This is a genomic window from Mediterranea massiliensis (assembly GCF_900128475.1).
Taxonomy (GTDB): Bacteria; Bacteroidota; Bacteroidia; order Bacteroidales; family Bacteroidaceae; genus Bacteroides; species Bacteroides massiliensis_E.
In genome coordinates this window covers 273565-287207 of sequence record NZ_LT635838.1, presented here as the reverse complement: position 1 = coordinate 287207, position 13643 = coordinate 273565, and the positions used below count along the sequence as shown (strand labels likewise).

Annotated in this window: 7 protein-coding genes; 6 read left to right on the top strand and 1 reads right to left on the bottom strand. The window is 45.1% G+C overall.

Going from position 1 to position 13643, the window contains the following annotated elements; translation table 11 throughout:
* Positions 1–25: 25 nt before the first annotated feature.
* Complete coding sequence (locus tag BQ7483_RS11215) at positions 26–604, bottom strand: FKBP-type peptidyl-prolyl cis-trans isomerase (protein WP_072545950.1); 579 nt, start codon at positions 602–604, stop codon at positions 26–28.
* Between the two features lie 137 nt (positions 605–741).
* Between BQ7483_RS11215 and BQ7483_RS11210 the strand changes: the two genes are divergently transcribed.
* The 6 genes from BQ7483_RS11210 (at position 742) to BQ7483_RS11185 (ending at position 13570) form a co-directional block, all read left to right on the top strand.
* Positions 742–1872, top strand: coding sequence for a Gfo/Idh/MocA family protein (locus BQ7483_RS11210; protein WP_072545949.1), 1131 nt, complete (start codon positions 742–744; stop codon positions 1870–1872).
* A gap of 38 nt (positions 1873–1910) precedes the next feature.
* Positions 1911–3815, top strand: coding sequence for an alpha-L-fucosidase (locus BQ7483_RS11205; RefSeq protein WP_072545948.1), 1905 nt, complete (start codon positions 1911–1913; stop codon positions 3813–3815).
* 562 nt (positions 3816–4377) lie between these two features.
* Complete coding sequence (locus BQ7483_RS11200) at positions 4378–7596, top strand: SusC/RagA family TonB-linked outer membrane protein (RefSeq protein WP_083535717.1); 3219 nt, start codon at positions 4378–4380, stop codon at positions 7594–7596.
* A gap of 12 nt (positions 7597–7608) precedes the next feature.
* Positions 7609–9432 (top strand): RagB/SusD family nutrient uptake outer membrane protein, encoded by a 1824-nt coding sequence (locus tag BQ7483_RS11195; RefSeq protein ID WP_072545947.1) that lies wholly within the window; start codon positions 7609–7611, stop codon positions 9430–9432.
* A gap of 435 nt (positions 9433–9867) precedes the next feature.
* On the top strand, positions 9868–12021 hold the full coding sequence (locus tag BQ7483_RS11190; RefSeq protein WP_072545946.1) for a polysaccharide lyase 8 family protein: 2154 nt from the start codon (positions 9868–9870) through the stop codon (positions 12019–12021).
* A gap of 4 nt (positions 12022–12025) precedes the next feature.
* Entirely contained in the window at positions 12026–13570 is a 1545-nt protein-coding gene (locus tag BQ7483_RS11185; RefSeq protein WP_072545945.1) for an arylsulfatase, read from the top strand.
* The last annotated feature ends 73 nt before the right edge of the window (positions 13571–13643 follow it).

Here is a 13643-nt window from a genome sequence, read left to right as displayed (position 1 = left end):
TCTTCATTTTTAGTTTTTCATTGTTTTAGTGGCAGCATCCGCCTTCGCATCCGCAATCGTCGCCACAGTCGTGGTCGCCGCATCCGCCACCACAGCTGCCGCATCCGCCGCCGCAACCTCCGCTCATCATGCGGGCCATTTCGGCCAGTTCTTCGTTGCTGGCTTCACGGCTGGTCACAACTTCACCGACAAAGTTCAGGTCGCATCCGGCCAGGGGATGGTTCATATCCATCACTACTACGTCATCTTTCACTTCTACCACACTTCCGTTGATGTGTTGGCCTTCGGCTGTCATCAGCGGCACGATAGCCCCCGCCTTGATATGTTCGTTGTCAAACTTGCCGTCAATCAGGAATATATCTTTCGGCAGGTCAATCACGTGGTCTTCATCATATTCGCCGTATGCGTCGGTGCAGGCAATGGTAAAATCGAACTTGTCGCCGGCGTTCAGGCCTTTGATTTGTTCCTCGAAGGCATCCAGTGTCAGTCCCAGTCCTGAGATGAACTGGAAGGGATGTTCTACGGTAGCTTCTTCGGTAAATTCGCGTTCTCCGTCTTCGATGGAGTACAATTTGTAGGCTACGGTGATGTACTTGTTTTCCATTTCTATTAATTGTTTTTGGTGAATAATCTTCAGTTTAGTGGGCAAAGATACGAAACTTTTGGCTTATGTTGCAAAACTTCGTATCTTTGACACACCTTTCCCTGTAGTGGAAGGTGTGATGGAAAGTAAAACAGCGTATGATAAAGACTGCATTCATAGGTGTAGGCTATCGGGGCATGCAGTTGCTTCGGCTGATATGCCATATTCCCGGTTTCCGTGTCGTGGCCGTTGCCGATCCAGGAGTAGAGGATGTCGGCATGCCCGATGTGGTTTGCTACAACCGTAGTGACACCGATTATCTGAACATGCTGGCCGAACAGACTCCCCGTCTGGTATTCGTGGCTTCGCCGTGGCAATGCCATGTGCAGCATGCCATGCGTTGCGTGGAGCAGGGGGCCGATGTGGCGCTGGAAATCAAGGGGGGACTTTATGTGGACGAATATCGTCCGCTGATAGAACTGGCGGCTCGTATGGGCCGTAAGGTCTATCCGCTGGAGAACACTCTTTTCATGCGGGAGAATCTTGCTATATATAATATGGTGCAGGCCGGTACGTTAGGGGAAGTGGTGTATATGCGTGGCGGTTATCGTCACGACTTGCGCCGGCTGCTGCTGGACGACGACGGTACGCTGGGCAACCGGAGCAAGACGGAAAGTGTGTGGCGCAGTCGTTTCTATCAGGAAGAGAACGGTGACCTGTATCCTACGCATGGCTTGGCACCATTGTGTCTGATAGCGGGTATCGGGCGCACCGATCGTTTCAAGTGCCTCACTTCTTTTGCTTCCAAACCCGCTGGCTTACGACAGCGCATCCGTGATTTGGGTGGCCCTTCCGAGGTGAAGATTACGTTAGGCGATGTAGTGGTAACCCAGTTGGAAACCGAAAAGGGAGTATTGGTCACGTTGACACATGACACGACCTTGCCCCGTCCGCGCAGCCTCGATTTCGAGATACAGGGCACAAAGGGAATCTGGCAGGGTGACCGTCGGCAGATTTATATCGAGGGATGCAGCCCTGATGAGACTTGGGAGTCGGACGAGCCTTACATCCACCGTTACGAACACAGCTATTGGAAGCGGTGGGGGCAGGAAGCCCTTCGGGTGGATACCCATCATCACGGCATGGATTATGTGATGTTGAAAGCGTTGGAGGCAGATCTTAGCGGTGCTGAATCTTATCCGGTAGACATTACTGATCTGGCGTTGTGGACTTCTGTCACTCCCTGGTCTAAACTATCCATTGCCGAGCGACGGACGGTGTATCTCTGAACCATGCAAACCGATAACTCATTTAAACAAATCTACATATGAAGAAAAATACCTGTCTGTCAGCTTTATGCCTGGTCTCAGCATTGGCCTTGGGCATGCATTCGTGTTCGTCAATCCATGTGGAGTCTCCTGCGCCTTTGTTTCCTGTTCCGGAAGCCAAGCAGGTGGAATGGCAGAAGATGGAAACTTATGCTTTCATTCATTTCGGACTAAATACGTTTAACGACCGTGAATGGGGATATGGCGATACACCTGCGGAAATGTTCAATCCAGCCCGTCTTGATTGTGAACAGTGGGCCCGTACATTGGTGGCTGCTGGAATGAAGGGAGTGATTCTGACGGCCAAGCATCACGACGGTTTCTGTTTGTGGCCTTTTGCTGGTACAGATTACAGTATAGCCAATAGTCCCTATAAGGAAGGCAAGGGCGATGTCGTGCGTGAATTGTCGGAAGCCTGCAAGAAGTATGGATTGAAGTTTGCAGTCTATCTTTCGCCGTGGGACCGTCATCAGGCTAATTACGGGACACCGGAATATTTGGATTATTTCTATGCCCAGCTGCGCGACTTGCTGACCAATTACGGCGAAGTATTCGAAGTGTGGTTCGATGGTGCCAATGGTGGTGATGGATGGTATGGGGGAGCCAAAGAAACCCGGACCATCGATCGGCGTAACTATTATAACTATCCTCGCATTTACGAGATGCTGGACAGTATCCAGCCGCAGGCTGTTATCTTTTCGGACGGTGGACCCGGATGCCGTTGGGTAGGTAATGAACGTGGATTTGCCGGAGCTACCAACTGGTCTTTCCTTCGTAGAGGGGAAGTTTATCCTGGTTATGACAAAAGTTACGAACTGCAGTATGGTCATGCTGATGGCAACCAGTGGGTGGCTGCTGAGTGTGATGTATCCATTCGGCCGGGCTGGTTTTACCATCCGGAACAGGATAGCTTGGTGAAGACGCCCCAACAGCTGGTCGACCTTTATTATCGCAGTGTAGGCCATAACGGTACCTTGCTGCTTAATTTTCCGGTAGACAGGAACGGCCTGATTCATCCGGTTGACTCGGCCAATGCCGTTCGTTTCCATCAGATGATACAGAAGGAACTGGAAACAAACCTGGTAGCTGGAATTGTTCCTCAGGTAAGCGATGAGCGCGGTGGCGATTATGTGGCTTCAGCCTTGACGGACGACGATTACGACACCTATTGGGCTACGGCCGACAGTGTGACGACGGCCGACATCACGTTCTCTTTCTCCTCACCGACGAGGATGAACCGTATGCTGTTGCAGGAATATATCTCCTTAGGCCAGCGTGTGAAGGCTTTTACTGTGGAATATCGTGACGCTTCGGGTGACTGGCAGCCAGTTGTCCTGAACGAAGAGACCACAACCATTGGTTACAAGCGCCTGTTGCGTTTCTCTTCCGTTGTTTCCGACGGCATCCGCATCCGCATTACCGATGCGCGTGGGCCGCTGTGCATCAACAATATTGGAGTGTATGATGCCGGTGAGAATGCCGACCAACTTTTTGAAGCAATACCGACCACTCAGATGCAAAGCCTTCCTTTCACCCTTTCCGGTGTGAAGCTGGAAGAGGCGGCCTTTGCTTCCGACCGTAACGAGAAAACCACTTGTTTTGTCGACGGTGATTTGCTGACTATAGACTTGGGGAGTGAACGTTTTGTTTCTTCCTTCCACTTCTTGCCCGACCAGGGTGAACCGAACAAAGGCTTGGTTTCACATTATGAATTGTCTGTAGCCGATGCCGATAGAAAGAATGTTACGATGGTCAAAGCAGGTGAGTTTTCCAATATCCGTAACAATCCTGTGATGCAGTCTGTCTACTTCACGCCCGTCAAGGCACGCTATCTGTATCTGAAAGCTGTCCGTATGGTCACGGAAGATGAGCCGATGGGCTTTGCAGAGATAGCCGTACGCTGATCAAGATTGTATATCGGCTTTCAGCCTTTCTCATACAGTGCTTTCTGGCCCTTTCATGCAGTGCTTCGTCAGGTCTTCACGAAGCACTGTGTGACACCTTCATAAAGCACTGTGTCAAACCCTCACGAAGCACTTCGTCATGATTTCACGAAGTGCTTTCTTTTTTTCTTATCATAATATTATACTTCCTTGTTCTTTCAGAAACTCCTTCCTGATGTTTGTTTTCAAGGCTGCTTTTCTATTGGTTTTTATTTGTCCCTCTTCTCTTTTTTGTAGCTGAAATCGCAGTCTTATTTTACCTTATTTGTTTATCTCTTATTACTTCCTTTATGTTTTATTTATTGTATTTTATTGATTTATAATAGTTTATGTATATTGTTGAAAAAGAGTAAAAGAAAAAGCAAAAAGAGTAAACCCCTTTGTTAGCTTCTTTTTAGATTTGCGATGTTAAATTAAACTTAAGACCATGGAAACACGGTTCCTAGGGATATGAATAGATGGAAAAAGTTAAAACAAAAATAGTTATCTTAATCTAATTATCAAACTTAAAAATTGTCTATTTATGAAAAGAGGAAAAACATCTTCTGATTTTTCAAAGCGCATTTTGTTTTGCGCCTTGTGCACTCTTTCCGGTGCGGGCGTGATGGCAAGTCCTTTGAACGGAACTCTTTCGGATGCTGACATTGTGCAAGTGATTGCACAGAACGGCAAGACTGTGAAGGGTGTAGTAACAGACAACTTTGGACCGGTGATTGGTGCCAATGTCTTGGTGAAGGGAACAACCAATGGTGTGATAACCGATGTGGACGGAAAATTCGTTCTGTCAGATGTTCCGGAAGATGCAGTATTGCAGATTTCTTTTATAGGTTATGTAACTCAGGAAATCAAGGTTGCTGGTAAGACTGAGTTTAATGTACAGATGAGCGAAGATGCCAAAGCACTTGAAGAAGTGGTAGTAGTAGGTTATGGTTCGCAGAAGAAGGTAAACTTGACAGGTTCTATCGGAAAGGTTGATTCGAAAGTATTGGAGTCACGTCCTATTACGAGTACCACCAGTGCCTTGCAAGGTACCATTCCTAATCTTCAGATTACGAACTCCAGTGGTGAGCCGGGCCAGTCGGCCAGCATCAATGTCCGTGGTACTACTTCTATCAATGGTGGTAGTCCGCTGGTTTTGGTCGATGGTGTCGAGATGAGTCTTGACTTGGTGAACCCCAACGATATCGAGAATGTAACGGTGTTGAAGGATGCTGCTGCATCGGCTATTTACGGTGTACGTGCTGCTTTTGGTGTTGTATTGGTTACAACCAAGAACCCCAGCAAGGCTGAAAAGACCAGTGTTAGCTATTCAGGTAACTTCTCGTTTGCTAAGCCTTCTATTATGCCGGAGTTTCTTACCAGTCAGTCGCAGTTTGCTGAATGGATGAATCAGGCATGTATAAATGGTAATGTAGCAACGAAGTATCGTGATGATGTAATAGCCAAGATGAAAGCTTATGAGGCTGATCCGAAGAATAATCCTGAATATGAAGTGATTGACGGACAACTTTATTATTATGGTTATTCCGATTTTAAGGAAAAGATGATTAAGGATGTGACTCCTACCCAACGTCATAATATCAATATTACGGGCGGTAGCGAGAAAACACGTTTCTATACTTCTGTTGGTTATCTGAATCAAGAGGGATTGTATAAAGTGGGTGATGATAATTATAAGCAGTTGAATACCCGTATCAATGTAGAGAATCAGACTACCAAATGGATGAAGTTAGGTTTCAAGGCTTTGTATAATTATAGCACGCAAGATAAGCCGTTTACCTACGACGGTAAGGATGTTTGGAAACGAGTAATCTATACGTTGCCTACAGACTTTATCGATGCTTGGCAGAAAGATCCCCGTTATCCGGAATTGGATAAATTTGACGGCATGTATAGCGAAAATAATGCGTACGCTTTGTTAAAGGATGGTGGACGTAATAAATATGACCAACACGATGTGTGGTTGACTGCAACTGCTGATTTTGATATTCTGAAGGGATGGAAAGCGCATGTAGATTTCAATTACAATTTGAATTATAAGAAAGCTTCCGCTCATTCCAAACCGATTAAATTCTTTGATGGTTCGTTTAATGAGACATATGGACGTACATCGACCAATTATTATCAGATGACGAATTATAATACCAGCTATTATTCATTCAATGCTTATACGGATTATGAACATACATTTGCAGAAAAGCATTATTTGAAAGCGATGGTTGGTTTCAATCAGGAATTGACCAAGTATTCTACATTCAGCGGAAAGCGTTATGATATCTTGAACGACGAGCTTCCTTCTTTGAGTTTGGGTTCTGGTAATCATGAGGTTTCTCAAAATGGATATGAATGGGCTCTGCGTGGTGGTTTCTTCCGTTTGAACTATATTTATAATGATCGTTATTTGTTCGAGTTCAACGGACGTTACGATGGAACTTCTCGTTTCCCGTCTGACAATCGTTTCGTGTTCCTGCCTTCATTCTCTGCTGCTTGGCGTATTAGTGAAGAATCGTTTATGCAGGGTACTCGTGACTGGTTGGACAACTTGAAACTTCGTGCATCTTATGGTATATTGGGCAACCAGATGATTTCATCCAGTGACTGGAGTGGTAATACCAAATATTATCCGTATATTCCGTTTATGAGCAATAGTACATCTACATATTGGTTGTTTGGCGATACGTATGCCACGACCATCAATCCGGGTAACTTGGTAAGTGCCGATTTGACTTGGGAAAAAGTTTCTACGATGAACTTCGGTATTGATATGACATTCTTGCAGCAACGTTTGGATATGAGTTTTGATTACTATATCCGTACAACTGCTGATATGTTAATCAAGACTTCTTATCCGGCATTACTGGGTACGACTGCTCCTCCTGAGAATAGTGCTGAATTGAAAACACGTGGATGGGAATTTACCATTAGCTGGCGCGATAAGATTGGTGAAAATTTCTCTTATGATTTAGGCTTCGTTCTTTCTGATTCTCAGGCTGAAATTACAAAATATAATAACCCGACCGGCGATATCAGTACATATTATGAAGGAAAGAAAGTGGGTGATATTTGGGGTTATCGTGTAGAAGGATTGTTCCAAAGTGATGAAGAGGCTGCTAATTGGTATAGTCAGAAGGATATAGCTAATGTGCAGTGGGGTGCAGGTGATATTAAAGTAAAAGACCTGAATGGTGATGGTGTGATAGATGATGGTATCGGAACGTTGGACGATCATGGTGATAAGGAAGTGATTGGTAATACGACTCCTCGTTATCAATATGGTATCACAGCCAACTTCACTTATAAGAACTACTACTTGAACTTGTTTATGCAAGGTGTAGGCAAACGTGATTTCTGGCCTGGTGATGAGGCTTTCTGGCCTGCAGCTACACAATATTATAATGCACAGACCTGGCATGTATATGATTCATGGACTCCTGAGAATCCGGGCGCTTATTTACCTATAGCTCGTGCAACAGATTCTCGTAACCGTGGCGTTTATACAGATCGTTATTTGCAGAATGCCTCTTATTGTCGTATGAAGAATATTACATTAGGATGGAATCTTCCGAAACAGTGGATTAGCAAAATCAACCTGTCCAACGCTTCTATCTACGTAAGCGGTGAAAACCTGTTTGAATTCACCAAGATTAAAGGCCCGTATGATCCGGAAGCAGCAGGTGGAAATGGTGTGATGCTTTATCCTTTTATGAGAACCTATTCTTTGGGTATTAATCTAACTTTCTAACAACGAAAAAACATGAAACGCATTTGTAAATATATGATAATGGGAGCGGTCGCCCTGTCTATGACGGCTTGTAATGATTCTTTTTTGGATCGTACTCCTACGAATGACTTGAATGATAATGCTTTCTGGAATACAACATCAGACTTGGAAACTTATTGTAACGGCATTTATAATGAAGCTGCCAGTAATGGTACTTATCGTTTCATGATAGGTTTCCATAGCGATGCATATTCGGTGAAAGTGACTGGTCCTTATTCCATGGAGGCTATGTCAGACAATTTTGCGACCATGGACGGTTCACAAACATGGGCGTCTGCTGTAGCTGCCGGTATTGAGAATCAGCCGAGCGGTAATCCCAGCTATGCTAGTTGGACTTGGAACTTGTTGCGCCGTATCAATGTCTTTATGGCTAATTATGATCGGGTACAGACGGATGAAAGTGCTAAACTTCCTTATGTAGGTGAAGCGTTGTTCTTCCGTGCTTGGTTCTATTTGTATATGGTACAGAATTATGGAGATGTACCTTTGGTAACAATTCCGTTGGAAACAAACTCGCCTGAACTTTACGGGGAACGTACTCCGCGTAAGGAAGTAATGGCTCAGGTTTTGAAGGATATTAATGATGCATGTACCTATTTGCCTGCTGAAGAGTGGGGAGCTAACCGTCTGACCAGAGGAGCTGCTTTGGCGCTGAAGGCACGTATCGGTTTGTATGAAGGTACATATCGTAAGTACCATAAGTTGGGTGACGAAGCAGAATTTCTGAATGCTTGTGTGGAAGCCTGTGAGCAGTTGATGAAAATGGGATATGAAATCTATGATACGGGTAATCCCAATAAGGACTACACAACTTTGTTTACTACGGATGATTTGTCTTCTAATAAAGAGGTGATTTTTTATCGTAAGTATGCAGCTGGTCTGAAACGTCATCGTATGTGTGGCTATACTGTTAACTTGCGTAATGGTGGAACAAAAGATTTTGTTGATGATTATCTTTGCCTGGATGCTGATGGGGTAGCCCGTCCGGTTGCGTTGAGCCATGATTACAGCAATGATACGCCGGAGCAGGAATTTGCCAACCGTGACCCGCGTTTGTCTCAAACATTCTTGGCTCCGGGTAACGATGCGGCTAAGGCTTTGTTCGAAGATGGCAATCTGGGTAAGTTTACTTTCCCCCGTTTGGGTAATATGACCAACTGGCCCACGCTGACCGGATATCATGCTATCAAGTACTATATACGTGAGCAGGATAAGAAAGGATTTAATGAAGAAACTCATGATTATCCGTTGTTCCGTTATGCTGAAGTACTGTTGAATTATGCGGAGGCAAAGGCAGAACTGGGACAATGTACGCAGGATGTCTTGGATGAAACTATCAACGTGTTGCGTGACCGTGTTGACATGCCGCATTTGACTGTCAATCCGGAAATGGACCCCAAATATGCTAAGTATGGTTTGGATGCTTTGCTGATTGAAATTCGTCGTGAACGCCGTGTGGAGCTTAGCTTTGAGTATCTGCGCTATCAAGACCTGATGCGTTGGGCATGGGGTGATAAACTGAAGGAACGTGTGTTGGGTATGCGTCTGGAAGACTCTGCATTCAGTGATCCTCGTTATGATGGTAATATTACCAAGGCTGGTTCTTCTAACGCTGGAAAAAATCCTGTTTATGTGTTTGTAGCAGAAGATGGTAAACAATATATAGACGCCTACGGTGGAACGAATTATGCAGTAGAACGTCGTTCGTTTGACCCTGCTAAGGATTATCTGCGTCCGATACCTTCATCGGCAATTGCTGCTAATCCTGCTTTAGGACAAAATCCTGGATGGGAATAATAATATGATGTAATCCAAATCTCTATAGAAAAAGCGAAATGAATGGGGTTGTACTATGATGTATTTGATAGTATGGCCCCATTTTTATTTTTTGTTCTTTGCTTTCTGTGAAACATTGTTGTGAAGGCATGTGAAAGCAGTGAAGCCTTCCTTTTTGGGGTATTGCTTTCACCTTATCCTCCTATAAATAAATGTTTTATGGAACGCTGTGAAAGCGTGAAACTTTTTGAACGAAAAAACTGTTCCATCGGCAGAAGAATATTTATGTTTAGCTTGTCTAAAGTCCATAGTTAGCTTCGTAAAGTAGATAGTTAGCGAGCTAAAGTTGAACTTTAGAGATCTTAAATAGGCATCTGTATTTATTTTCTGTTCGATGGATTTTTGACTTTAGATAGAATATTAGTATTTTTGAACAGAGAAATATTTTAGAGTGATATGAGAATAAATTTAAGACTATGGCTGGTTGTCCTTGGGATGGTGATTGGCTTAGGGATTCCGGCTCAGGCACAAAATGGTTTACAGTCGGGTGACGAGTTTGAAACGTTGATGCAAAAGATCCGTCAGGACTTTGTGGCCAATCCCGCCATTGACGAGGCATTGGCTAAGTATAATGAACAGGACGGTTCGTTTACCGATGTAGATTATGCCAGTATACAGCGTACCAATTGGCCTCCATTGGTTCATGTAGAGCGTATCAGCGATTTTGTGTTTGCTTATACCAATCCGAAGAACAAACATTTTGGCGAGGAAGCTTTGTATGATAAGATTGTGAAAGGATTGGAGTTCTGGCATGAGCGTAATCCGTGGTGTCATAATTGGTGGTATAATCAGATTTCCGAACCTCAGAAGTTAGGCGTATTGCTTATCCAGATGCGTACCGGTAAAAAACAATTGCCGGCTGATTTGGAAAAGAAAATATTGGACCGTGTACGGGAAGATGGTGGTGATCCGTCCAAATGGACCGGTGCCAATCGTACGGATATTGCCCTGCATTGGATTTATCGTTCCTGTTTGCAACGGAATGCAGAGGATTTAGCCTATGCGTTGGAGAATGTGTACAATCCGGTCGTTTATACTACGAAAGAAGGATTTCAGCATGACAACAGCAACTTCCAGCACGGACAGCAGTTATACATTGGCGGATACGGTGACGAGATCCTGAAAGGGGTGACGCAGGTTGCCATGTATACTCGAGGTACTCGGTTTGCCATGCCACAGGATAAATTGGAGCTGATCAGCAAGTTTATGCGTGAAACGTATTATGCAGTCATGCGTGGCAAGTATATGTCGTATGACGTACTGGGACGCAGTATCAGCCGTCCGGATATTCTGGACAAATCACGTACTATTCTGTTTGCCAAGCGTATGGTGGAATTGGACAAGGAACATGCCGACGAGTTCCGTGATATTGTGGCACGTATGGAAGGAACGAAAGCACCGGGTGATGGTCTGCAGCCGAAGCATACCCATTATTTCCGCGGTGACTATACTTTGCATGTCCGTCCGCAGTATGCATTTGACGTACGTTTGGTATCGGCCCGTACAGCCCGCTGTGAGTATGGTAATGGAGAAAATTTGAAAACCTATTTCCTGTCGGACGGATGTACGAATATTACGACCCGTGGAGGTGAATATTTCAATATCTTCCCTGTCTGGAACTGGACCCGTATTCCTGGTGTGACAGCTCCTCAGCTCAAGGAAATTCCCTTAGCAGCAAGCGATTGGCAGTGTATGGGTACTTCCACTTTTGCAGGTGGCGTGTCTGACAGTCTTTATGGCGTTACGACCTATGCGTATATGGATACATACAAAGATATCAATACCGGAGCTCATAAAGCTTGGTTCTTTTTTGATGACGAAGTGGTTTGTTTAGGCTCGGATATTCATTCAACTTCTTCCGAGGCTGTCTATACGTCGGTTAATCAGTGTCTGGCTGCTTCTGATGAAGCAGTGGTTTCTGTTGATGGTAAGCAGGAAGTACTTCCTGCCCAAGAAACCGTTTATGAGAATGCCGATTGGGTTTTGCACGACGGCATTGGTTATCTGTTCCCTCAAGGAGGTCGTGTAGTAGCTGGCGTACAGCGGCAGAGTGGTACTTGGTATGACATCAACAACAGCGTGAACCGTAAGGAACCGGTGGAGGAGAAGGTATTTACAGTAAGTCTCGATCATGGCCGCCAGCCTGAAAATGCTACTTATGCCTATGTGGTAGTGCCTGGCAAGCGTACAGCTTCCGAGATGGAGAAATATTGTAAAAACAATGTTATCGAGATTTTGAGTAATACGGCTGATATACAGGTTGTCCGTCATAAGAAATTGGATGTTTGGCAGATGGTATTCTATCGTCCGGAGGAATTTAAATATGGTAAGTTATCCGTTCGTGTAGATAAACCTTGTGCTTTGATGGTAAAGAAGGTAGACAGCCGGCGTCCGGTGGTTCATGTCGCCGATCCCGGTCAGACTGGACAGCCTATCCAGATCAAAGTACATATTTCCGGTTCGAAAGGTGGAGAGCAGACCATTGATTTCCGTCCATCAGACAATCCTATTTTTGCAGGGGCTACCCAATCGTTTACTTTAAAATATTAAGTCTATGGAGAAGAATAAATGGTTTGGTACAGCCTGTGCGGTAGCCGCTGGTGCTAGCCTGGTACCGGCTTACCTGGCGGCACAACAGAAGCCACATATTATCCTCATTGTATCCGATCAGCATCGGGGAGATGCGATGCATTGCATGGGCAATTCTTCTGTAATCACTCCCAACCTGGACACTTTGGCCGATGACGGAACTCTTTTTCTGAATGGCTATTCGTCTACACCGAGTAGTACGCCAGCCCGTTCGGGTCTGCTGACTGGATTGTCGCCTTGGCATCATGGCATGCTGGGATATGGTAGGGTAGGAAGTCGATATCGTTATGAGATGCCGCAGATGTTGCGTGATTTGGATTATTATACATTCGGTATTGGCAAGATGCATTGGTTCCCGCAGAAAGCCTTGCATGGTTTCCATGGTACGTTGGTTGATGAAAGCGGTCGGGTGGAGACCGATGACTTTATCAGTGATTATCGTCTGTGGTTCCAGATGCAGGCACCCGGACTGAATCCAGATTCCACTCATATAGGTTGGAACGATCATGGAGCAGCTACGTATCGACTTCCTGAAGAATTGCATCCTACGGCATGGACTGGCGAGATGGCGCAGGAAATGATACACAACTATAAACATGGAAGCGGACAACCTTTGTTCCTGAAGGTTTCTTTTGCCCGTCCACACAGCCCTTATGATCCGCCCCAACGTTTTGCTGATATGTATAAGGACAAGGATGTACCGGCTCCTTGTGTAGGGGAATGGTGCAAGGACAAGGATTATGCTGTCTTGAAGAATGTTTCAGATGCGCCTTCGGATGCGGCTTATGGAAATTTCGGGGATGAATACGCCAAGAATTCTCGTCGCTATTATTATGCAAATGTGACTTTTATTGATGAAGAGATTGGCAAAATTGTGCAGGCATTGAAAGAGGAGGGCATGTACGATAATGCTTTGATATGTTACATCTCCGATCACGGTGATATGCTGGGCGATCACTATCATTGGCGTAAGACCTATCCCTATGAAGGATCGGTACACGTACCCTATATCGTGAAATGGCCTTCGTCTTGTGGTTTTCCGAAAGGTGGAAAGGTAGATGCACCGGTAGAACTTCGTGACGTGCTCCCTACTTTCCTTGAAATGGCTGGTGGACAGATCCCTGCCGATATGGACGGACAATCATTGGTTCGTCTGATGGATGGAAGCGGAAGAAGTTGGCGTAAATATATCGATTTGGAGCATGCCACTTGTTATAGTCCCGACAACTATTGGTGTGCTTTGACCGACGGGAAGATCAAGTACGTATGGCGTTTCCATACTGGGGCAGAAGAATTGTTCGACTTGGAGAGTGATCCTCACGAAATGAAGAACGTGGTAAATGATAAAAAGTACCACGAGCGGTTAGAAGAACTTCGTGCTGCCATGGTGCAGCATTTGTCCGAACGTGGAGAGGAGTTCGTGAAGAATGGCAAGCTTCAAGTGTTGAAGCGTACAGTTCTTTATAGTCCTCTTTTTCCGGATGAAAATCCGGTCGATACAGGAATCTGACAGGCTGAAGTCAGAAAGATGGAAGCCGTACAAGAATGGTGGGTATGTCGTTTTTGTACGGCTTCCTTTATTA

Coding starts and splice junctions, on each gene's coding strand:
- BQ7483_RS11190 (WP_072545946.1), top strand. CDS start 9,868: ATGAGAATAAATTTAAGACTATGGCTGGTTGTCCTTGGGATGGTGATT.
- BQ7483_RS11200 (WP_083535717.1), top strand. CDS start 4,378: ATGAAAAGAGGAAAAACATCTTCTGATTTTTCAAAGCGCATTTTGTTT.
- BQ7483_RS11195 (WP_072545947.1), top strand. CDS start 7,609: ATGAAACGCATTTGTAAATATATGATAATGGGAGCGGTCGCCCTGTCT.
- BQ7483_RS11215 (WP_072545950.1), bottom strand. CDS start 604: ATGGAAAACAAGTACATCACCGTAGCCTACAAATTGTACTCCATCGAA.
- BQ7483_RS11185 (WP_072545945.1), top strand. CDS start 12,026: ATGGAGAAGAATAAATGGTTTGGTACAGCCTGTGCGGTAGCCGCTGGT.
- BQ7483_RS11210 (WP_072545949.1), top strand. CDS start 742: ATGATAAAGACTGCATTCATAGGTGTAGGCTATCGGGGCATGCAGTTG.
- BQ7483_RS11205 (WP_072545948.1), top strand. CDS start 1,911: ATGAAGAAAAATACCTGTCTGTCAGCTTTATGCCTGGTCTCAGCATTG.